The sequence below is a fragment of the Microcoleus sp. Pol7_A1 genome, assembly GCF_036701085.1.
Lineage (GTDB): Bacteria > Cyanobacteriota > Cyanobacteriia > Cyanobacteriales > Microcoleaceae > Microcoleus > Microcoleus asticus.
This window is the reverse complement of sequence record NZ_JAUBQD010000024.1, coordinates 1-21,986: the sequence shown is the minus strand read 5'-3', so window position 1 is coordinate 21,986 and position 21,986 is coordinate 1. Positions and strand designations below refer to the sequence as shown.

Annotated in this window: 21 protein-coding genes and 1 pseudogene; 15 read left to right on the top strand and 7 right to left on the bottom strand. The window is 46.3% G+C overall.

The features are described 5' to 3' along the window. Window positions 1-1,108 precede the first annotated feature (1,108 nt). The gene (gene ebsA, locus QUA20_RS15305; protein ID WP_333189655.1) at window positions 1,109-1,483 is read right to left on the bottom strand and encodes a type IV pilus biogenesis protein EbsA; all 375 of its coding nucleotides are present in this window, start codon (window positions 1,481-1,483) and stop codon (window positions 1,109-1,111) included. A gap of 245 nt (window positions 1,484-1,728) precedes the next feature. On the opposite strand from ebsA, the gene QUA20_RS15300 reads away from it, so the two are divergent. From QUA20_RS15300 to QUA20_RS15290, 3 genes are all read left to right on the top strand, one after another. Next, a complete protein-coding gene (locus tag QUA20_RS15300) occupies window positions 1,729-3,246 on the top strand; it encodes a glycosyltransferase family 2 protein (RefSeq protein ID WP_333189654.1) in 1,518 nt (505 codons plus the stop codon). 337 nt (window positions 3,247-3,583) lie between these two features. After that, window positions 3,584-4,813, top strand: coding sequence for a succinate--CoA ligase subunit beta (locus tag QUA20_RS15295; protein ID WP_333189653.1), 1,230 nt, complete (start codon window positions 3,584-3,586; stop codon window positions 4,811-4,813). An 83-nt stretch (window positions 4,814-4,896) separates the two neighbouring features. Further along, window positions 4,897-5,793, top strand: a complete 897-nt coding sequence (locus QUA20_RS15290; protein ID WP_333189652.1) for a CoA-binding protein — start codon at window positions 4,897-4,899, stop codon at window positions 5,791-5,793. A gap of 131 nt (window positions 5,794-5,924) precedes the next feature. Here the strand turns inward: QUA20_RS15290 and QUA20_RS15285 are convergent, their stop codons facing one another. Beyond that, on the bottom strand, window positions 5,925-6,632 hold the full coding sequence (locus QUA20_RS15285) for an alpha/beta hydrolase (RefSeq protein ID WP_333189651.1): 708 nt from the start codon (window positions 6,630-6,632) through the stop codon (window positions 5,925-5,927). 244 nt (window positions 6,633-6,876) lie between these two features. On the opposite strand from QUA20_RS15285, the gene hpsL reads away from it, so the two are divergent. Continuing rightward, complete coding sequence (gene hpsL / locus QUA20_RS15280) at window positions 6,877-8,541, top strand: hormogonium polysaccharide biosynthesis protein HpsL (protein ID WP_333189716.1); 1,665 nt, start codon at window positions 6,877-6,879, stop codon at window positions 8,539-8,541. A gap of 650 nt (window positions 8,542-9,191) precedes the next feature. Here hpsL and QUA20_RS15275 read toward each other — a convergent pair. From QUA20_RS15275 to typA, 3 genes are all read right to left on the bottom strand, one after another. Beyond that, window positions 9,192-9,638 carry a hypothetical protein gene (locus QUA20_RS15275; RefSeq protein ID WP_333189650.1) on the bottom strand — a complete coding sequence of 149 codons (447 nt, stop codon included), beginning with the start codon at window positions 9,636-9,638 and terminating at the stop codon, window positions 9,192-9,194. Then, complete coding sequence (locus QUA20_RS15270) at window positions 9,635-10,507, bottom strand: ParA family protein (RefSeq protein WP_172192852.1); 873 nt, start codon at window positions 10,505-10,507, stop codon at window positions 9,635-9,637. The genes QUA20_RS15275 and QUA20_RS15270 overlap by 4 nt, the downstream gene beginning before the upstream one ends. Before the next feature lie 456 nt (window positions 10,508-10,963). Then, a complete protein-coding gene (gene typA / locus QUA20_RS15265; RefSeq protein ID WP_333189649.1) occupies window positions 10,964-12,754 on the bottom strand; it encodes a translational GTPase TypA in 1,791 nt (596 codons plus the stop codon). Window positions 12,755-13,023: 269 nt separating this feature from the next. Between typA and QUA20_RS15260 the strand changes: the two are divergent. The 3 genes and pseudogenes from QUA20_RS15260 (at window position 13,024) to QUA20_RS15250 (ending at window position 13,935) form a co-directional block, all read left to right on the top strand. Continuing rightward, window positions 13,024-13,364 (top strand): annotated as a pseudogene (locus tag QUA20_RS15260) (type II toxin-antitoxin system RelE/ParE family toxin). Further along, a complete protein-coding gene (locus QUA20_RS15255) occupies window positions 13,354-13,716 on the top strand; it encodes a transcriptional regulator (protein WP_333189648.1) in 363 nt (120 codons plus the stop codon). Before QUA20_RS15260 ends, QUA20_RS15255 begins: the two are co-directional and overlap by 11 nt. 36 nt (window positions 13,717-13,752) lie before the next feature. Next, on the top strand, window positions 13,753-13,935 hold the full coding sequence (locus QUA20_RS15250; protein WP_333189647.1) for a helix-turn-helix transcriptional regulator: 183 nt from the start codon (window positions 13,753-13,755) through the stop codon (window positions 13,933-13,935). A 26-nt stretch (window positions 13,936-13,961) separates the two neighbouring features. On the opposite strand, the gene QUA20_RS15245 is transcribed toward QUA20_RS15250, so the two are convergent. After that, window positions 13,962-14,105 (bottom strand): hypothetical protein, encoded by a 144-nt coding sequence (locus QUA20_RS15245; RefSeq protein ID WP_172192866.1) that lies wholly within the window; start codon window positions 14,103-14,105, stop codon window positions 13,962-13,964. Window positions 14,106-14,160: 55 nt separating this feature from the next. Between QUA20_RS15245 and QUA20_RS15240 the strand changes: the two genes are divergently transcribed. The 4 genes from QUA20_RS15240 (at window position 14,161) to QUA20_RS15225 (ending at window position 17,695) form a co-directional block, all read left to right on the top strand. Continuing rightward, window positions 14,161-14,988 carry a M15 family metallopeptidase gene (locus QUA20_RS15240; protein ID WP_333189646.1) on the top strand — a complete coding sequence of 276 codons (828 nt, stop codon included), beginning with the start codon at window positions 14,161-14,163 and terminating at the stop codon, window positions 14,986-14,988. A gap of 161 nt (window positions 14,989-15,149) precedes the next feature. Next, complete coding sequence (gene coaD, locus QUA20_RS15235) at window positions 15,150-15,728, top strand: pantetheine-phosphate adenylyltransferase (RefSeq protein ID WP_172191284.1); 579 nt, start codon at window positions 15,150-15,152, stop codon at window positions 15,726-15,728. Then, window positions 15,611-16,297 (top strand): DivIVA domain-containing protein, encoded by a 687-nt coding sequence (locus QUA20_RS15230; RefSeq protein WP_172191282.1) that lies wholly within the window; start codon window positions 15,611-15,613, stop codon window positions 16,295-16,297. The genes coaD and QUA20_RS15230 overlap by 118 nt, the downstream gene beginning before the upstream one ends. A 345-nt stretch (window positions 16,298-16,642) precedes the next feature. Beyond that, window positions 16,643-17,695 (top strand): acyltransferase, encoded by a 1,053-nt coding sequence (locus tag QUA20_RS15225; RefSeq protein WP_333189645.1) that lies wholly within the window; start codon window positions 16,643-16,645, stop codon window positions 17,693-17,695. Between the two features lie 14 nt (window positions 17,696-17,709). On the opposite strand, the gene QUA20_RS15220 is transcribed toward QUA20_RS15225, so the two are convergent. Continuing rightward, window positions 17,710-18,441, bottom strand: coding sequence for a TIGR04283 family arsenosugar biosynthesis glycosyltransferase (locus QUA20_RS15220; RefSeq protein ID WP_333189644.1), 732 nt, complete (start codon window positions 18,439-18,441; stop codon window positions 17,710-17,712). Between the two features lie 227 nt (window positions 18,442-18,668). On the opposite strand from QUA20_RS15220, the gene ubiG reads away from it, so the two are divergent. The 4 genes from ubiG (at window position 18,669) to QUA20_RS15200 (ending at window position 21,826) form a co-directional block, all read left to right on the top strand. Beyond that, window positions 18,669-19,514, top strand: a complete 846-nt coding sequence (ubiG, locus tag QUA20_RS15215; RefSeq protein WP_333189643.1) for a bifunctional 2-polyprenyl-6-hydroxyphenol methylase/3-demethylubiquinol 3-O-methyltransferase UbiG — start codon at window positions 18,669-18,671, stop codon at window positions 19,512-19,514. A 443-nt stretch (window positions 19,515-19,957) separates the two neighbouring features. Further along, window positions 19,958-20,284 carry a cupin domain-containing protein gene (locus QUA20_RS15210; protein ID WP_333189642.1) on the top strand — a complete coding sequence of 109 codons (327 nt, stop codon included), beginning with the start codon at window positions 19,958-19,960 and terminating at the stop codon, window positions 20,282-20,284. A gap of 162 nt (window positions 20,285-20,446) precedes the next feature. Next, a complete protein-coding gene (fldA, locus tag QUA20_RS15205) occupies window positions 20,447-20,959 on the top strand; it encodes a flavodoxin FldA (protein ID WP_333189641.1) in 513 nt (170 codons plus the stop codon). A 129-nt stretch (window positions 20,960-21,088) separates the two neighbouring features. Next, window positions 21,089-21,826, top strand: a complete 738-nt coding sequence (locus QUA20_RS15200; protein WP_333189640.1) for an alpha/beta hydrolase — start codon at window positions 21,089-21,091, stop codon at window positions 21,824-21,826. The last annotated feature ends 160 nt before the right edge of the window (window positions 21,827-21,986 follow it).

Sequence of the window (21,986 nt, the reverse complement as noted above, 5' to 3'; positions counted from 1 at the left end):
TGGGATTTTTTTACCTATTTTTTTAAAAAAAATCGCTTTTCTCAGATTGTCTTCGCATTGTTTAACAACTCTATGAGAGATAATAATCGCCTTGTTAAATGTTTATTTAATGACATTATTTAGCAAATTTAATTGCGTTTTTTAAAGATTGAGTACGAGCAGTATCAAATAAAAGCAGCACGGTATAAATGGGATTTGTTATCCCTACAAAAGCCTTTGCCGGGGAATTGAGGGCTGTTTTATATCTATAAAATACAAGAATTCGGTAGGGAGATAGCATGGTCTGTGTCCTAGTCAGTTTTGCATACAATTGAAAACGGATATGTATTATTAGTTATTAATTATTAGTGCGATCGCCCTCGTTCAAACTGATATCTTGCACTGCAAGCGATAAGCTGTTTAGGAGCGGGCTTCTAGCTTCTAAACACATAAATTGTCAGGTGGGGTGGGCTGGCATTTCGGCAGCAGCCCAAAGGCTGATTGCGATGCCAGCCCGGTCGCAGTTCAAGGGCTGTAGATTGAGTTTCCTTGGGCGGATATACAGCGCTTTCCTCTCAGCTACCGAGCCGCAAAAGTTGAACGAAATCAGATTGCGCGATCGCACTTGCTTGCACAAATAATGAATGTCCGAAATAGGCTCTTGAGCTTGTTCGACAGCAAATCTACAGCAGTTTTCAATTGGATGAAATACACGTAGGGACTCAGGCTTTGTCTGAGTTCCTACGCGAAATCTGTATCCCGCTCAACGGAAAACTGCTGTAGATTTGCTGCAAGCAGTGGGGATAAGTGTTCGCGCCCAAAGGGATTGTTGAGAATAATGCAAGAACTCACTTACTCTTTCCGCTTCTCAAATAGGGCTGGCGCACCAATCATGTAATGTTGCCGTCGAGGCTTTACACTATTGGTGCGCCAGTTATAGCGCCCGTCAATCGATTTTAGATTTTAGATTTTAGATTTTAGATTGAAGAAAGCGACCTCACTGATAAATCCAGGGGCTGGCGATCTGGATTCGGAGCTTTTTTATCGAGCCACGAATCAATCCGGGGGCCCCGGATTAAATTGCTTGATTGTCAATTGCGAACTTTCGGCAGGGCGGCTGCGGTGAAAGTTATTCATCCATGCGCATCAGCTTGCGGTAAAACGTTTTAGAAAAATCGACGGTACGAGTCCGCTGAAAAGTCAGGAGTACCTCAATTAAGCAACTGACAAACTCAGAGCTTTGCATAGTCACTTCGTAGCTGAGTTCAGCATTGCCGTCAAACAACACCCGACAGCGGGTTAAGTCGATCGGCAGCGACGAGATATTCCAACTAGCGACAAACGGCACGTCCTCGCCGCCGTCAATTTTTCTTGCCCCCTCCAAGCTTTTGAGCTTGTAGAGGCCAATAGCGTGCGGTAAAAACTTGCGCCTGGGCTCTTGACAGAAAGGCGCGTAGACTTTCACTTCTTTGTCGTCGGCTGGCTTGAGTTGAGGAATAGACATATTTCCACCTCAGACAATTATTACTAACAGATAGTTGAGATCCCCAGAAAAAACTAGCAGATATTCCTGGTCGATCGCAAGTAAAAGTCATCCCAAATACTCTCTGCAATGCCCGTTTACACGGGAGGACAAGCAGCCAGGCCGCTGCTTGTCCTCCCGTGTGCTTTCGACAAAAGACCAGAAACTGGTACAGTAAATACTTATCTCTAAAATCAAAAACTATTGGTGGTTGAATCAAGTAACCTATGCAGCAGAGTTCTTGGCCAGAAAACGACGCTCGCAGCGAGCTTAACTTGGACATCTCTGATTTAGCTCAAGAAGAGCTCAAGAGTTTGACCTCGAACTCGAAGCTCGGCAAAGTATTTGCTATACCAGACATTGGCGACAGGGTGTTTGACGCGGAAACAAAAGCAAAGCTCCCGGTTGCGGTGTCTGTGCCGGGAACTCCCTCTTTTCCTCAAAATCTGTACCGGGGACGCCGCGGAAAAGCCGCCGCAGTGCTGACTGCGATTTGGGGCGGCACGATCGCCCTGCACTTGATTTCTTGGGGTGCGTGGTTAGTGTGGGGGTTGACCGGACTGCTGTGGATGCACGCATTTCGAGTTTTGTTTGCTTCGCCCAAGCCCGCACTGCCGCCTCTTGCCGATGAAAGTCGAGAGGATTGGCCCTACGTGTCGCTGTTGGTGGCGGCGAAAAATGAGGAAGCGGTGATTGCCAGATTCGTAGAATCAATCTGCAATGTAGACTATCCGATCGACCGCTACGAAGTTTGGGCGATCGACGATCACAGCAGCGACGCCACGCCGCTAGTATTGGAACAGCTCACCAAAAAGTACCCCCAGCTCAAAGTATTTCGCAGAGGAGCAAATGCCAGCGGCGGCAAGTCGGGAGCCCTGAATCAAGTGTTGCCGCTGACTCGCGGAGAATTTGTGGGGATATTTGACGCCGACGCGACAGTAACGCCGGATTTGCTGCGCCGGGTGCTGCCGGTGTTCGATCGAGAACAGGTAGGGGCTGTGCAAGTCAGAAAAGCCATCGCCAATGCTGCGGTAAATTTGTGGACTCGCGGCCAAGAAGCAGAAATGGCTCTCGACAGTTTTTTCCAACAGCAGCGGATTGCGATCGGCGGCATTGGAGAATTGCGCGGTAACGGCCAATTCATGCGTCGCAACGCCTTGGAACGCTGCGGCGGCTGGAACGAGGAAACGATTACCGACGACCTGGATTTGACGGTGAGGCTGCACCTAGACCAATGGGACATTGAATTTCTGGCTTTCCCAGCCGTGTCAGAAGAAGGAGTCACTAACGCTCGCGCTCTGTGGCACCAGCGCAATCGCTGGGCAGAAGGCGGCTATCAGCGTTATCTTGACTACTGGCGGCTAATTGTGCGCAACCGCATGGGAACTCGGAAAACTTGGGATTTATTTGGATTTTGGGTATCTCAATATTTCTTGCCCACAGTAGCGCTACCCGACTTTTTGATGTCAATTGTGCTGCGCCGGATGCCGATCGCCAGTCCCCTAACTGTGATGACCCTTACTTTGTCGGTGGTGGGAATGTTTGTCGGTTTGCGCCGCACTCGCAAAGAGACCAAATTTGAGGTAAGGCGAGTTTTTGTCACCTTGCTGCAAACGCTGCGGGGTACTGTGTATATGTTCCACTGGCTGTTGGTAGGGACTGTGACGGCTCGGATTGCGGTGCGGCCCAAGCGGCTCAAATGGGTTAAAACCGTCCATCAAGGCGCTGCTAGTAGCATCAAGTAAACAATTAGCAGAAATATCTCGGCACAGTATTGCCCAAAGTCCGAAGATTTTCGGAGACAAAAAAACACCAACCCTCGCCAAATATGTCCCCACCCGAGCCTAAGAGTAAAATTTGGCAATTCCGAGAAAAAAACACTTTGAAACAGCTTAGGTAATAGGTAATCGGCGAGCGGTAATAGCGAATAAGTAATGGGCAATACAAAAGTCGAAAATTAAAAGATAAAAGCGAAACTTTTTAACTTTTAACTTGACAAAAAACCAATTACTATCTATTAATTATGAATTGCCAATTAGGACGAATTGCTTGTTGCCAACTACCCGTCACCCGTAATTGATAATGGATTTGTTAGAGTACCAAGCTAAATCTTTATTTCGCCAGATGGCAATTCCGATTTTGCCGTCGCAGCGGATTGACAATCCCGCCGACCTCAAAGGACTAAAAATTCCCTACCCCGTTGTACTCAAATCGCAAGTGCGGGCTGGGGGACGGGGCAGGGCGGGCGGTATCAAGTTTGTGGAAAATACGATCGATGCAGTAGCTGCCGCCCAAACAATTTTTAATTTGCCGATCGAGAATGAATATCCCCAAGTCCTGCTGGCAGAAGCAAAGTACAACGCCGACCAAGAATTGTACTTAGCGGTACTCCTAGACCCCGTAGCGCGACGCCCGGTTCTTCTGGGTTCCAGACAAGGAGGCATGGATGTCGAAGGGTCGATCGAGCAAATGCAGCAAGTTGCCGTAGACCAGGAATTTTCCCCATTCTACGCGAGGCGTCTCACGCTGAAAATGGGATTGCAGGGAGACTTGATTCAATCCGTGAGCACGATTGTCGAGAAAATGTACCGGCTGTTTGTCGAAAAAGATTTAGATTTAGTAGAAATCAATCCTCTCGGCATCAGTCCGACGGGAGAGGTAATGGCTTTAGACGGTAAAGTCACTGCCAACAACGAGGCCTTGGGGCGACATCCAGATTTGGCAGCACTCTCGGAGAATAGGCTCTTGGGGGGGTTGGTACGGGAAAGGAGAAGTTTCCATGTCCCTGGCGATCGCTCCCATTCCCACTCGAAGGCTCAGCAATCGCCGGAGTTTGACCCCAAATCTCAATCCCCAATCTCGAATTCCGAATCCCTGCAATTAATCGAACTAGACGGGAATATCGGGATTTTGTGCAACGGAGTGGGCCTGACAATGGCAACTCTGGATGCTGTAACCCACCAAGGAGGAAAACCAGCTAATTTTGTGAATATGGGTTCCCTAGAGCGCTACGATGCAGCAAATGCCCTGCGCGATCGCGCAGATTTGGGTCTGGAGTTAGTCGCTCAGGATAAAAGCGTTAAGGTGATACTTGTAAATATTTTGGGCAGCGCCTCCAAGAGCGAGGAAATCATCGCCGCAGTAGCGGGGTATTTGGAACGGAAAGCTCGCGCTAACCGCCACATCCAAGTTGTGCTGCGCCTGGTAGAGATCGATGCTGATGCTGTTAAAAAGCGTTTGGGACAGTTGCCGGTGCAGCTAGCTAGCACTTTGGATGAGGCCGCGGCCGCTTCTGTATCCTCAGTCAAGTAGCGGCAGTCGATCGGCAAAAAACGAGATTTCTCTACAGATGAAGGCCTTCTGCTTTTTACAGATCGAGTGTCAAGTGGGAAAAAATGAATTTAACTCCTGAAAGCAAAGTCCTTGTACAGGGCATTACAGAATCTTCCGCGTCAACCCGCGCCGCCCTGATGATGAAAGCATACGGCACAAATGTAGTCGCCGGTGTCAGTCCCGGTCGGGGTGGGCTGGAAATGGAGGGAATTCCAATTTTTGATTTGGTAGAACAAGCAGTGGCGGCAGTGGGTCACGTTGACACTGCGGTAATTTTTGTAGACGCTTACTCGGTGCTGGATGCGGCTCTAGAAGCGATCGCGGGAGGAATTCGGCAAATCGCGATCGTCACAGGGGGAGTGCCTCCTCTGGATATGGTGCGCTTAGTCAGAAAAGCAGAGGCTACTGAAACTTTGGTAATCGGGCCTAACGGTCCGGGAATAATTGTGCCCGACAAACTGCTGCTGGGAACTCACCCCAAGGAATTTTACACTCCCGGCCCGGTGGGGGTGATCAGCCGCAGCAGCACTTTGACTTACGAAGTTGCCCTAGAACTGACTGAGGCTGGGTTGGGACAGTCGATGGCAGTTTGTATTGGCTGCGACGCGATTGTCGGTTCTTCTTTTATGCAGTGGCTGCAAATTTTGGACGAAGACGACAGTACGGAAGCGATGGTTTTGGTGGGGGAAGTTGACGGGTGGAGCGAACAAGCTGCTGCTTCTTACATCGCCTCGGCGATCGACAAACCCGTGGTTGCTTATCTGGCCGGCCGCTACGCTCCCAAGGGGCCGTCTTTGGGCCACGCCGGCATCCTGATCAGTTCTCGCGCTGCTGCCCAGAAAGCCTTTGGAGTTACGGCGCCAAACAAAATGGCGGCTTTTGAAGAGGCGGGCATACCTGTGGCGGCTCGGCCTTCGGAGGTTCCGAAGTTGCTCAAAAAATTGCTCAAGAAAAATTGATTGCTTCGGGAGTCCTAACCCTGTTGGCGGTTGGGATAGGGGTAGGGCGGGGGCGGGTTTTGTCTCAAAATTGTCTGCAGAATGCCGCAAATGCGGGCTAAACCCGCCCCTAAGACACATTTATGATTTTTTTACCAAAGCCCTCTGACCGGCGTCACAGGCTGCGGTGCGGGTGCTGGCAAGGGGGTGGCGCGGCGCGGCGCTGGAGGCGGAGTTGTTGGCTGCACGCTGCGGCGAGGTTCGATCGGACTTTCGGTGCGAGTTGTTTCAGTTGTGCGACTGGTCGATCGCATCACATCTTGAAGCAGGCTTTGCATATTTCCGGCTAAACTCTGAACTTTCCCAACAGCGGCGCTAATGCTGGCAACATCTACGTAAACCTCGGTCAGAGGATACTTTTTCAGGATTTCCAGCAGCGAAACTTTACCGTCGTCCCCGGCCGCCAGCATCATCGCCGCCCGCAGAGCTTTGCCGCTTTCTGTGCGGCGCTGAGTGCGAATTGCTTGACCGATTTCGTCAGTGATTTTCTCTCCCGGGGTGCTGTAAACTACCCTGGCCAGATTAGCAGGCTTTAAACCGATTTCTAGACCCATGAACCCCCGCAATACTTGCGCGTCCATTTTGGAAAACCGGATAATTTGTTGGAGGGTTGGGGTCGTCGTGCCATCTTTAGCAAAGTCTTCTAAGTCAGTGATATTGATGGTTTGTCTGATCGGGCCAAATGTGAGGACAATTTTTTCGGCCGCTAATGCTGTACTGCTGCTAGATAATATGCTCGCGCTTGCTCCTAAAAGAAGGGCAAAGCCGATCGATACAAATTTTGTTAATTTCATATTCATTTTTACCGCTCGATTAAAATTATTTTTTCGAGATTTGTACATTATAGATCCAGCAGTTATATTCTACAAGGTCGCCTGTCTAATTTTTGCCCGCGTCACACCCACAATCTCGACCGAGACTTTTTCTCGATCTTGACTTTAAGAATAAGTAACCACATCTACCGCAATATTTTTGCTTCTATTCATTCTGCCTTCTACCTTCTACATCTGAGTGCCTTCTACATCTGAGTGCCTTCTAGAAGTTATGTTGAAAACCAAACGTAAAGCCAAGAAATCCAAACACAAGCATAGTGAAAAAACAACAGCGCTAAGCAAAAAAGAAGTAGCAGCACAAAAACGCAAAACTTCACAAAAGCGCAATGAATTGGTGCAGGCGATCGCCATAAGCTGCTTAGTCAGCTTTGCTGTCAGCATCCCCCTGTTGTTCGTAGCCCGCCCTAAGATTGCTATTTCAGGAGGCGCAGCCGCAGCCATCTTGCTGCTTTCCTACAAGTACCCCCGTCAAGCTTTGTGGGCTTTTCTAATTTACCTGCCTTTCAGCGGTACAATTACTTACGCAATTGGCGGCGGGAATGCTGCATTTCAAGTAGCCAAAGATGCTTTCTACATACCAGCTCTCATCGCGCTAATTCAAAGCTGCAAAAAGAAACATTTGCGCCTGTTCATTCCCAAACAAATGCTTTCTACCTTTAGCATCCTGTTGATGATGGCAATGCTGACTTTAATTTTTGTCAACGGGGAGATGCAGCTCAATCCTATGAAGGGCGACAAACCAATTCTGCAAGGAATTCTCGGCTTAAAAGTATTGATAGGTTACATACCGCTGATCGCTTGTACCTATTATCTGCTCCGCACGAAGAAGGATTTAGTATTTTTTAGTCGAATGCACATCGTTTTGGCGATCGTTTGCTGCCTTCTCGGTTTGATTCAATACCTGTTGCTGCAAAGTGGAAAGTGTGCGGGTACCCGAGGAATGACCGGAGAAGAATTATATAAAGCAACGCTGGAAGCTAGATGTTTTGTCGGCGGTTCTTTGGTGTTCAGTCCAGAAGTCAAGTTTATCCGCTTGCCGGGAACTTTTGTAGCGCCTTGGCAGTGGGCGTGGTTTTTAATTTCTAATGCTTTTTTAACCTTTGCCTCTGCCTTTTGCGATCCTTCATTCTGGTGGCGAGTTATCGGTTTATTTGGCATGGCATTAGTATTTGCCAATGCAGTGATTTCCGGTCAAAGAGCTGCTTTAATTATGGTTCCCGTTGCTACGGCAATCCTGCTAGTTCTCACCGGTCAATTAGTTAATTTAAAACGATTTATTCCCATCGGTGCAGGACTGGCGATTTTACTGTTTGTCGGTGCAGCAATTAACCCGGGAATTATTGAGCAGCGGTGGGAGAGTTTTGTTAGCCGCTGGAATGCTGCACCGCCCCAGCAGTTTCTCTTTAATCAGTTCGAGCAGAGCAACAATTTTATCATTGACAGACCTCTCGGTAGAGGTGTGGGACGAGCAACTAATTCAACGCGGATCTTTGGTGCCACGCAGCTAATCGAAACTTTCCAACCTAAGTTGATCTACGAACTCGGTTATCCGGGAATGATTGCTTTTCAGCTCATGCTTTTACACTTAGCTTTTCTAACGTTTCGAGCTTACCGATCAGTCAAGGACAAAAGTTTGCGGAGTTACGGAGCTAGTTTTTGGGTGTTTGTTGGATTTATTACGATCAATACTCAATACTATCCGCTGGATGTAGATCCAGTGTCCGTGTATTATTGGGTTTTAGCTGGGGCTATTTTAAAGTTGCCCAAAATTGACAAACAGGTGCAGGATGAAAAACACCAGGAACTTGAGTCAAATGATTTGCAAATTCACCAGGAATTAAAGGATAAAAAAATTCTTGCCTCTACCCCAATTTGACGTTCTCGGACGCAGAACCTCTATAGAACCCATTTGAGATCTGTTGTTATAACCGTAAGCCTTGTGCCATTGGGATTTCAAATCTTTGGCCGCCATTGCCCCATGATTTCTCGTCTTGTGGCTATTGAGTTATGTGAGACGGCTGCTTTGTCCGCCTTATTTTTTAAGAAAAGATCCAAAATGGGTTCTATAGATGTCGCTGTATCCGCCAACGAAAGCCAGTCGCTGGCCGTTGGGCCACCACATTAGGGGAGCGATAACATCTATATTAGGTGTAAGTTCGTGGCGAGCGGAACTGGTAGCATTGACCGCAAATAAAGGGGATCTGTTGTCGCTGCCGCGCATATCAAGGGCTGTAAACGCTAGTATCCTTGGTTAGGCTGCGGGTGTTCCGGGGCTGTGAAGGCTCAAAAACAAGCTGATTAAGAGTGTTAGGGAGATAAGGGCGATCGCCCCGATCCGCCATAATTTATTGAAGCTGAAAAGTTGCAGAATTTGCAACAAGCTTTTCAGACGCGGGCAAGATCCCCACCCCACACTCCACTTAAACTTTTGTGTAACAGGCTTTTGTGGAACGGGAATCTTGCCTGTTCCATATCCCAGGGGGAAATCCAAGTTAAAGCGCATTTTATCGATTCATCTGCTAATTTTTAAAGTGTTTGTCTGTCGATATGTCTCGACAGCCTCAAACTCTGTTTAATTCTGCCAATAATTAGCTCAAACATTTTTTTGCGAGACGGATTCTTGCTGCTGGGCGGCATCCCTAACTCGCAACACATCAAGTTCAAGTCACTTGCACTCATTGCCAACAATTTTTGCCTCACCTCTTCTTCATTACCATTCTTAGCTTGTAAACGCAGTTCTTCATAAACTTCTAGAACATTTTTCGCCGATAAATTAGCAGGTTTATTAACATCAGCACCAGTGGAAATATCCGAAGTTTTTGACTCAGCAGAAAGCCCTCCCCGCTTGACTTGAGTTTCAAGCCTGGTTAATTTTCTAGAAACGTCCCGCAAGATTTCCTTAAGTTCGCCAATTTCCTTAACTAACCCCCCGCTTTCTTGTTCGGAAGCAGCCAAAATTTCTTTTTTAATCATTTCAGATACTCCTCACACTCGCGCCATAGTTTTTCAAATTCTCTAACTAATTCTCGCGGCAGTTCTCCCTCATTAATTGCCCGTTTTAGCCCGACGCTTTCGCGAATCGTCGATTCTAAAAATCTAACTTCTATGTTATTATCTTTTGATATTTCATCGCAAAGTCTCTTTACTTCTCTCATGTAAAACTGGACTTCATTTGTCAGCAATCCTCCATAGGTTTTAGCTTTATTCATAAAGACTGCTATCTTAGGAAACGGATAAGGCTCAATCCGTTTCTGGAGCGAGTTTAAAACTAAACTCAATCCCCTAGAACCAAAATAATCGGGATTGACGGGAATCAATATTAAGTCGCAGCAAGAGAGTACGCTGTAGGTGAGGAGACTGAAGGAAGGCGAACAGTCAAAAAGCATCAAGTCGTATTTGGGGAGATTGGCAGAGTTGGCGATTTTGCCGATGAATCTGCGGATGAAGTCTTTAACACTTTTTCCCTCAAAGCCATCGATATCCAACCAATATAATTCTTCAACTGAAGGAACAAAATGCAACTGTTCGTCAATCTGATAAATGGTGTCGAAACCAACGGGGAATTTAAAGTTTTGTCCGGCTTTTTTAAAGACTTCTAGAGCGTCGTAAATGGTAAGTCTGTGCTTGAGAGATTGTTCGTACCACTTACCAAACTTGTCATCTAAATGACCGGTATTTTCGTTAAGTCCGATCGCCTCTGTGAGTGACATTTGCGGATCTAAGTCTAACATCAAGACTTCTAAGTCGGTTCCTTGGGATATAATATTTCCCAGACTCCAAGTGACGGTAGTCTTTCCGACACCGCCTTTGAAGTTGATTACGGCTATTGATTTAGGACTCATGGCTGGTTTTGCTTGGATTTTGCTCAAATATAAATTAAAACATATTGTGGCGGTTAGTCGATCGCGCGATCGGTCATGAGAAGCCCGATGTGTCGATTGACAGAAAAGGCAGACTATGATATAGAAATAAATAATAAAATCAAACTATTAGCCATCCCAAAGGTGAACTAAAACAAATATATTCTGGATTTAACGAAAAAGAAAACGGCGATCAAATTCTCGATCGACTTAATGTTGAAAAGGTTTTATCTAATCGGAATACTTGTTGTTCTCGGAGACCCTTATTTGCATACTGTTTAAAGGCTTTGAGGGAAACATCTACTGATAAATATCAATTTCTTAGATAATTAAGTAAAATAACCAAAGCACAATTGGCTAATATATAAATTTTTAAGTTATGGCAGATTGTTACTGCCGATCAAACGTAAGGTGCACATTGTGCACCCTACCTTTGTTTTAGCGTTTGACCAACTTCTTAGAAACCTTCCGCAGGCGAATAGATTTTGGCGTTACTTCCACCAATTCATCCTGACCGATGTACTCCAAAGCACGCTCCAAACTCATATCGACTGGCGCTTGCAATTGCGCCAATTCTTCACCGCCAGATGCGCGGTGGTTTGTCAACTGCTTCGACTTGCAAATATTCAGCTCCATGTCTTCATCTCGGTTGTTTTCTCCGATAATCATCCCTCTGTAAACCTTGGTTCCGGGAGTAATGAAAAATACGCCGCGGTCTTCAGCATTTTTCAGTGAATACTGGGTCGCAGTTCCTTCTTCAAAGGAAATCAATACTCCGTTGCGACGGGCGACAATTTCTCCACCGAGGGGGCGATAGTCGAGGAAGCTGTGATTCATAATTCCAGCGCCGCGAGTCAAGCGCATAAACTCGCCTCGGAATCCAATCAAACCGCGAGCGGGGACTGAAAATTCTATTTGGGTGCGACCGGTGCTGCTGACGTGCATATCTTGCATTTCTGCTTTCCGCTGACCGAGGCGTTCGATGCAGCCGCCGACTGCTTCTTCGGGTACGTCTAAGACCAAACATTCAAAGGGTTCGCAGGGACGGCCGCCGACTTCGCGGAAGATTACTTGCGGCTGGGATACTTGGAATTCATATCCTTCGCGACGCATATTTTCGATCAAGATTCCGAGGTGGAGTTCGCCGCGGCCGGATACGAGAAATTTGTCGGGAGAGTCGGTTTCTTCGACGCGCAAGGCGACGTTGGTTTGGAGTTCTCGCATCAGTCGATCGCGAATTTGACGCGATGTTACCAAACTTCCTTCTTGACCGCAGAACGGGGAATCGTTGACCGAGAAGGTCATCTGCAAAGTCGGTTCGTCTACCTTGATTAAAGGCAGCGCTTGCGGGTCGTTGGGACAGGTAATTGTTTCGCCAATATACGCATCAGCAAAACCAGCAACGGCGACAAGATTACCAGCAGAAGATTCTGGGATATCAATCCGCTTCAGGCCTTCAAAGCCCATCAATTTACTAATTTTTGATTTGACAAGCGCGCCGCTTTCGGTGATTAAGACTGCTTGTTGACCGACTTTAATTGTACCGTTGTGGATGCGGCCGATGACGATGCGACCGACGTATTCTGAGTAATCTAAAGTTGTTACTTGCAGTTGCAGCGGCTTGTTGGGGTCGCCTACGGGGGGCGGTACGTGGTCGAGGATTTCTTCAAAGAGGGGCTTCATATCTACCCCTTCGTCTTCGAGGTGTTTTTTGGCGTAACCGCTTAAGCCGGAACCGAAGAGGTAGGGAAATTCGCACTGATCGTCGTCAGCACCTAGTTCTAGGAACAGATCCAAAACTTTATCGACGGCTTTGTGGGGATCGGCTCGATCGCGATCGATCTTGTTGACAAAGACGATCGGGCGCAGTCCTTTTTCTAGGGCTTTTTTGAGCACGAAGCGGGTTTGCGGCATCGGGCCTTCGTTGGCGTCTACGATCAGCAAACAACCGTCTACCATGCCGAGAACTCGTTCGACTTCACCGCCGAAGTCCGCGTGTCCGGGGGTATCGACGATGTTGATCAGGGTTTCTCCGTACCTGACGGCGGTATTTTTGGAAAGAATTGTGATGCCACGCTCGCGCTCGATATCATTGGAGTCCATAACGCAATCTGGGATTTCTTCCCCTTCGCGGAAGACCCCGGACTGTCTGAGAAGAGCGTCCACAAGGGTGGTTTTGCCGTGATCGACGTGAGCAATGATAGCGACGTTGCGAATGGGAAGACTCATAATGCGTCTGGGACGTTAAACGGATTTAACTAAAGATTTCTTAATAATTGTAGCGCATTAAGTCAAGGGGCGATCGGGCGGGCTGCAAGATTCGAGTTCTCCGTGGCTAGAATCAAGATTATGGAAGCGCAACCGAGGGAAATTAAGTGTTACACCACGCCTGATGGCAGAGTTCCTTTCGATCGGTGATTTTGAGTTGGCCCAAGTGAACAAGCTTTGATAGGGCGATCGTCGGTATTAAGATGAGGGTGCAAGAACCGATCGACCTTATGGAAGTACAACCGAGGGAATTAGACGTTATATTACCCCAGACGGTAGAAATCCTTTCGCAGAGTGGCTTAGTTCCCTGCGAGATTTGAATGCGGTAGTTAAAATTGAGCAAAGGCTTGACCGAGTTCGCTTGGGGAATTTAGGAAACAGCAAGTCTGTTGGGGAAGGAGTCTGCGAATTAAAAATTGATTTTGGGCCGGGGTATCGCGTGTACTTCGGACAATTGGGGTCAACAATTGTTCTTCTTCTCTGCGGTGGGGATAAAAGCAGCCAAGAACAAGATATTCGCAAAGCTAAGGAGTATTGGAAAGAATATGGAGAACGCGAAAATGCCAACTAGCGATAGTTACCAGGACTATTTGATTGAAGCCCTTAAGGATAAAATACACGCTGCTGCTTATCTAACGGCGCATTTGGAAGATAAAGAACCTGAACCCGGTTTGCTCGAACTCACATTTAACAATGTATTTGAGGCTCTTAGAGAGCCAAATATGTCTGCTGATGATGCTAAATTGCATCGAGAAAAATTAGATATTTTGTTGTCGCAGAATGGAATGGCTACAATTTATGCTTTAGCTAATTGGCTGAATGCTCTGGGATTGAAGTTAACAGTTGCGGTGGCTCAAGAGGATGAAGGGGAAGAGGAAAGTTCTGTGGCTGGTGCTGAGTTGGTGGAGGTTGGTAATGTTTGATTTGGGTCGATCGAGCTTTAAGCTATTAATTAGACCTTGAGGGCGCTCGAATGCCGATCGCTAAAGGAAGTAGCCGATCGCTCTGGGCTATCCTACAATACTGTAAAAAGTTATGCCCGATCGCCCGGTACGGCAATGGCTGGCATCGGTGCTCTGCTAAAATTGGTGCGGACGTTTGATGTGTCCATCGAAGAATTGTTGGATTTTGTCGAACAGTAACAAATTACACTTAAAATAAACCAGTGCTACCAGCGCCAACCAGTGCGACCTCGCAGGGACGATCGACTGTGGGCCCAAGCAACAGATGCGAGAGTTGGCGGATGGGAAGGGGCGAAGTCAGAAAGAGATGATATATTCTCAGCGACAATTGTAGCTGTTCGATCGCCCATATCGGTCTACAATTTTTAACGTTGAGCCTTATTGAAGTGCAGGAGTGGAGCTGGCTTGGATAACGCTAGTCTGTCAAGAAAACCCCCGCAAGCCTCGGAGCTTGTCGCCGACGAAATTCCAGAAGCAGTGCGAGACCACCCATACCCAGAAGCAGGGCAGAGTCAGTCTAAGAAAAAAGGGCTGATTTGGAAATTGCTAGGGTTGGCCGCATTAGCCTGTGGGGTCAGCATCTGGCTGCACCTCAACTTTAACTTGTTCCCAGCCACCAGTCAGGCAGAGCAAACTCAACAAAACCCAGCACCGGTGAGTTCCGCGTCTGGGTCGGTCGCGAGTCCAGCTACCAACCCAAAAGCCACCGCAACCCCAGACAACCTGCTGGGACACTTGCCGTACGCAGAAGCACCAGCCAAAGACTTGGTAGGCGTCACCCCCGACGGTAGCGTCACACTCCGCACCTCAGCAGCAGCAAAATATCAGGAAATGGCCAACGCCGCAGCGGCCTCAGGCATTTACTTCGCTCCCATATCCGGCTTTCGCTCCCTAGAAGACCAACAACACGTATTTTTTGACGTGAAAGCCGAACGCAGGCAAAACGCCAGCAAGCGAGCCGAAGTCAGCGCCCCTCCAGGTTACAGCGAACACCACACCGGTTACGCGATCGACATCGGCGACGGCAGCGCCCCGGAAAACAACCTCAGTCCCAGTTTTGAAAATACCCAAGCATTTAAGTGGTTAGAAGCCAACGCCGTCGCTTTCAGCTTTGAAATGTCCTTCCCCAAAAACAACCGCCAAGGCGTCAGTTACGAGCCTTGGCACTGGCGGTTTGTGGGCGACAAGCAAAGCCTCGAAACTTTCTACAAAGCTCATTCCATGAAAAAGTAGAAGGAAGTTCGACAACGAGCAATGTACGGGATTTAACGGATTTAACGGATAGATGTTGAGAGAATTAAGTCAAGCGTGAAGATTTCCCTCCCACTCCCCCACTCCCCCACTCCCCCACTCTCCCACTCCCCCACTCCCCCCCACTCCGTTGAGCCAAACTCGTGATTGCAATCTATCCAGGCAGCTTTGACCCCATTACCTTCGGTCACGCAGACATTATCGAGCGGGGATCTAAACTGTTCGATCGGGTAATTGTTACGGTAGTAAGAAACCCCAGCAAAACCCCTCTCTTCACCGTAGAGGAACGGATCGAGCAGATCCGGCGATCTACCCAACACTTGCCAAATGTAGAAGTAGACAGTTTTGAGGGTTTGACAGTAAACTATGCTAAGATTCGACAAGCCAAAGTGCTGCTGCGGGGGCTCCGGGTATTAACAGATTTTGAAATGGAACTCCAGATGGCCCACACCAATAAAACCCTTCTGGGTGAAATTGAAACAGTTTTTTTGGCAACTTCTAACGAGTACAGCTTTTTAAGTAGTAGTGTAGTTAAAGAAATAGCCAAGTTTGGTGGCTCCGTAGATCATCTTGTTCCGAAACACGTCGCCCTAGATATTTACAAATGTTACGCCAGCAGGAACCAACTCGCATCGAACCCGACAGTACCGGCCTCCGCACTGAGAACGAATCACCTCAGAACACAGCCGCCTTCGGAGATCCCACCCGAACCGCAGGAGTAGACATCCAGCGGGAATTGAACAGGCTTGAGGAAATTGTTCTCGACAGCCCGCGAATTCCTATGACCAGACGCACTCTGGTGGATGAAGAACAGTTGCTCGATCAGTTAGACTTGGTGAGGCTAAATTTGCCGATCGCCTTTCAGGAAGCCGAAACGATCATCCGGCACAAGGACGATTTGCTTCAAGAGGCGGAACTTTACGCTCAGGAAGTCATAGAAGCAGCAGAACAGAGAGCGGCAGAACTTTTAAACGATATGGGCCTGCTCCAGCAGGCGAAGATAGAAGCAGATCAGTTGCGGCAGCAAGTTTTGCTTGACTGCGAGGCAATTCAGCAGGCGACGCTGGCGGAAGTCGAACAAATTCGCTACCAGGCTCAAGAGGAATTGGAAGAGATGAGAGTCAGGGCGATGGCTGAATGCGAGGAAATTCAAAACGGAGCCGACGATTATGCCGACCAAGTGCTCGATAATATCGAACACAAGCTGAGCGATATGCTGCGCGTGATCCGCAACGGGCGCGATCGGTTGGATAGTGTTTCTGCGTCGCACATCCATCACACCAACGGTTAGCCAACAGTTAACTCATTGCTTGAACCTTTATAAAAATCTACCTAATTTAGGTAGATTTTTTTTTGAATAGTCTTTATAGTCTTTATTCCTCAATTCCAGCACTCGGTGACTTATTTTTGCCGAGATAAGTTTTGTGAAGATAGGAGCAAATATAACATTTTATGATATTCTACTCATACCAAATCCGGCTTAAAAACCCCCTTTATCTCAGTTCGCGGAGGCGGACTTCGTTTGACTCTATGCAGCGGTTTCAACCGCCGAATGATAAAAGGGTAGCAAACCCGGATTTCGTATCAGACAAAAAATTCCTAATTTAAATCAAATTTTTGCAATCTAATTTTTACCATGCAAAAAGCTTCTAATCGGTTCGCTGAATTTGATTTGATCCGAGCTTTAGCGATCGTCAGTGTTGTGATTACTCATGCTGGGTTCTTGGCATTTAAAGATCGCAGAATTCTATTTGTTGCGATCGATACATTTCAACTGTTCTGCGTACCTGCATTTTTACTGCTGAGCGGCTTTTTTCTCACCAACAAACTGGAAAATCAAAATAATCCCGCACTGGTAGTCAAAAAAAGACTGTCAAGAATTCTACCCCCCTATCTATTTTGGTCAGTAGCTTTGTACATTTTAAATAATTGGGGGGAACTCCAAAAATTTGATTTACTGTCATTACTCAGAGATATCCTGACCGGCTCGGTAATGCCTCCCTATTACTTCATCGTTGTGATTGTTCAATGCTACGGCTGGTGGTGGCTTCTCGTGAAATTAAAATTTTTAGAGCCCAGAAAAGTTTTGGCTTTGGGCTTAACAATTCAAACAATTTTTACAATATTCTTCTACTTAACCGCTTTCAAATATATATCAATACCTCTACCTTTGATGGAGCGCTGGATTTTTAGTTGGATTTTGCCATTTTCAACTGGTCTATTTTTGGGTGGCTCGTATGACAAAATTCAACCCGTTCTCGAACGGAAAAAAATGCCAATTTTAGGGGCAACGATCCTTGTTTATCTAGCTAGCATTTGGGAATATTACCTGATAAGTGGAGTTAATTCGGACGCATGGTTTCTCCGATCTTTTTTTAAACTATCTGCTCAAGGATACGCAATTTTGTTCGTATTATCGATTCTCGCATTTTCTAATAGTATCGCACTTCCCAGTAGAGTATCTGGGTTAATCAAAATATTGGCAGCTTATTCATTCCCGATATATCTCCTGGATTCTACAGTAGTGCAATATGTGTTGTTAGTGTTTTATAAGTTTATTGACCCCGTACATCCGCTGCTGAAGCTCGGCTTTTTAGTTACCGGGACTTTGTTGGTTTGTTGGGCGATTATTTACCTGTTTCAGAAAGTTTTGCCCAAAAAATACAGCCAGTACATTCTGGGAATTTAATCGCCTTTTGTGTGTCAGCGGATGTCTTCATAAAACTGCTTGAGATACCTCGCTGGAACGCCAAAACCCCATAAAAAACCAATGGAAAGATAGATCGCAATTGCTTTAAATTCGCCCCAATTCGCCACTCGCCGATCGCTACTTTCTACTACCCGATTGACTAACTTAATTCTCCCCCGTCGCACTAACTTCAAACACAAATCCGCTTCCTCCATAATTGGCATCGCGGCATCGAAACCGTCGCATTCCCAAAAATCGGTACGGCGGCAAAAAATAACTTGGTCGCCAAACAGCAGGCGCAATCCTTTGAAAAATAAATGAGGTCGAAATAACAGCGGCGCGTAATAAGTTTTCAGGTAATTGTGCAGTGAAAAACCCCATCTTGTTTGCTGCAAACCACCCATCAAGGAGATAAACCCGCCGCCGGCAATTTTGGCATCGGACAATGTTTTTTGGATGACTGCTACCATGTCGTCGGGAACTAAAGTATCGGCGTGGAGAAAGCACAGAATTTCGCCGGTGGCGACTTGGGCACCTAAGTTCATTTGCACGGAACGTCCGGCTGTACTGCTAGGAATAACGCGGGTGGCAGCGGAAAGTGCGATCGCCACTGTTTCGTCTTGACTACCGCCGTCTACCACCAACACTTCCCAAGCCGGAGGATTGAGAATGCTGAGTTGGCGGAGGGTGCGTTCCAGACAAGTCGCTTCGTTGAGGGCTGGGATGATAATAGAAACGCGATCCATTTCGTTGAAATTTGTGCCAAAAGTATTATAATAAAAAGCTGTGGCGATTCGCAACTTTAGAGAAAATAGAACTTACGCGCGCGGATTCCGAAACCCGGTTCCTGCCTGCGAACTCGTCACGAAACCTCGGATTTTTCACAGAAACCGGGTTTGTTGGCTATTCCTATAAAATCAGGCAAAAGTGCGATCGCCCTCTATATTTTCCACTAATCAGGACTGAGAAAATCGTGCAGAAAACAGAAGTAAAAAATGATTTAGAATTTTATGAGGAAAATGCCGATAATTGGTGGGACGAAAACGCTAAAATTTATGCCTTATACCATCTAAATAAACCCAGATTTGAGTTTTTCGACAGACACGCGACTAATTGGCAAGGGCTGAAAACCTTAGATGTCGGGTGCGGCGGCGGCTTTTCTTGCGAGTTTATGGCCGAGAGAGGCGCTATTGTTTCTGGAATAGATCGATCGGACAAATGTATTGTAGCTGCTCAAAATCACGCAGTTACCAGCGGTTTTGAGATTGACTACAGGCAAGGTTTTGCCGAAAATATGCCCTACGACGACAATACCTTTGATGTTGTAATCTGCGTGGATGTTTTGGAACACGTGGCAGATTACAAAAAGGTTGTGTCAGAGGTTCACAGGATTCTCAAGCCTGGGGGACTGTTCTTTTTTGATACAATCAACCGAACTTTTTCCTCGCAAATTGTAATGATTGGACTGATGGAAAATACATTGCAGGAAATTAAGCGGGGCGTTCACGATTGGGAAAAGTTTGTTACCCCGGATGAACTGTCTGTGGTAATGCGCGACACCGGTTTCGGCAAAATTGAAATTAAAGGTTTTGATATGTTTGGAGAAATGGGCGCTATTTTAGCCCAGATGCACGGTTTTTGGGGGAATTTTACAAGTGGAAAGCAGCTATTTCCTTCGGGGGAAAGTTTGCAACAAGTTTCTCAAGTGCTAATCTCTAATATCGCTAACTATTTTGATTACAAAAAGTCTGGCTTGTTTAAAATCAAAATTAATGAGGATACGTCGATTATGTATGTTGGCGTAGGGGCGAAGAATTAGTCGGTTAATTGTTGATTGTTGAGTGTTAACTGTTGTCATTAGGGGCGAGTTTGAGACGGATTTTGGCGATCGACAAATCCGACTAAAACCCGCCTCTATTGCATTTTGTAGGGTGCGCACGCAGCGGTGCACCTTACTGTATTGCAGGCAATTGAGAATTGCTGTATTGCCCATCGCACTACAAACGTAATTTTAAGAACTAACTGCAAATAATTACCAACTATTTTTTAAGTTAAGCCCTTGTGACGCGCAGTCTGAGCGTCCCAAAATACCGCCCCGTCTTAGTTTGGGGCTGCTCGCGTTAAGCGGACACCTAGCTTGACAGCCTTTTGTAATAAATCTTAATGTTTTACTCTTGACAATTTATCTAAATTGCATGGTAGCTTATTGAATATTAATTGCAATAAGTGCCGGAAGTTAAGAGTACCTGGAGGTCAATCACCGTGACAGCAGCAATAGTTTCCGCGTCAGCCTCGCGAATCAGCGACGGACAACCCGCCGACAGCCAAAAACTGATGAGTTTGGGTAAAAATTCCGATATACCTGACCTCGATAACTCTAAAGATGTAACCCTCGCCGTCTTAGAAGGAGTGGGGACTCTCACGGTGTGCGATCGAACAGTCACTTTAAAACCCGGAGTATTTGTGTTTGTACCCGCCGGCATCCCGCGCAGTCTAAAAGTACAAACGACGCTGAATTTGTTACTAATTGACTGCGAACCCGACCCCGATATGAGCGAGTCAGCTTGGTTGATGAATTTTCAACTTTAACCCGATGAAAAAACAGTGTCCTTGCTGCCTTGACTCCCTAATTTCTCAGGTTTGCCACAACCGTGTCTACTGTTTTTGTCTGAATTGCAGGCAGGAAATGCCAAATCCTGACTCAAAAAAAATAATTCTCAAGCACTATCAAATATCACCTTCGGAGTAAAAATGTCAAAAGCAATTGGTCTTTTCTACGGAACTACAACTGGGAAAACTGAGTCGGTAGCTGAAATGATTCGGGATGAATTTGGCGGCAATATCGTGACATTGCACGATATAGGCAGCGTTGAAAATGATGATTTTGCCGAATACGAATGTCTGATTATCGCTTGTCCGACTTGGAATATCGGCGAACTGCAAAGCGACTGGGAAGGATTTTTTCCCGAACTTGACGATATTGATTTTAGCGGCAAAAAAGTAGCTTATGTGGGAACTGGCGACCAAGAAGGCTACCCGGATAATTTTATGGATGCAATGGGCATTCTGGCTGAAAAAATTTCGGAACAGGGCGGCGAAACAGTCGGTTATTGGCCGGTAGAGGGCTATGATTTTAATGAATCTAAAGCTGTAGTTAATGGCAATTTTTTGGGTCTTGCTATTGATGAAGACAACCAATCGGATCTGACGGAATCGCGCATCAAATCTTGGGTATCTCAACTCAAGAAAGAATTTAGCTTGTAGACTTAACGGTAGCAGGGTGAGTTTTGTAATTAGATTATGTTCGGCAATCAAAATTACGCACTCAACCCGCCCCAAAAATCTAGCAAATATATTATTATTGTTAATAACTAGATATCCAACTTAAAATAGATGAAATTTAGTTCAGAAGACGTGCTTTGGTTAAGTGTAAGTCCGAGTTTGCAATTCTTCGATCGCTCGCTGCTTTCGTACTTAAATGATTCTGTACCAGTGCAAATATGGGAATACCAACAAACTGAAGATGAAGCTTGCTCTTTAGATATGGCTGTTGAACTTTTGCACGATTATTTAACAATGCGCGATCGCCCAATTCATCTAATAGGCCACAGTACCAGCGGATTAGTTGCTTTAATGTATGCGCGCCGCTATCCTCACAAAGTAAGTTCTTTGGGGCTTTTATCTGTCGGTGTGCCATCTGCTATTAATTGGCAAGCACATTACTATACGCATTTTTCAGCTTTTCCCTGGAGCCGCAAACAAGTTTTGACTCAAATGGTTGGCGATATGCTGGGATTGCCAAATCAAATAATTAATCAAAGATTTATATCATATTTTGAGGATGACTTAGCCTGTTCTCCTTGTCCTCACTCTTTATTTAGGATTAGTAATCCCCGCGAGCAAGGTGTAGAAGTACCTTTGTTAATATGCAGCAGCAAAACGGATTTTGTTGTATCTCCTCTGGTTATGCGCCGCTGGTCGAAATTTATTAAAAAAGGCGATCGGCTTTGGGAATGTCAAGACGGTAGGCATTTCTTTCACCACTTCTATCCAGAACAAGTCGGCGAAGAAATACTTAATTTTTGGCTCTCACTACACAGCCGCCAAGCAATTCTAAATTTTAAATTTTAGACCGAATTTGCTATTTTTTGATACCGAAATTTTCTGCGGTAAATACTAGATTAATTTCGGTAATTCCGGGCAATTTGTTCAGATCTGCTTAGGAATGAAAATTTAATAACATTAGCGTCTGCTAAATAGTCGGAACTGCACGATAATTCCATTTTGGTAG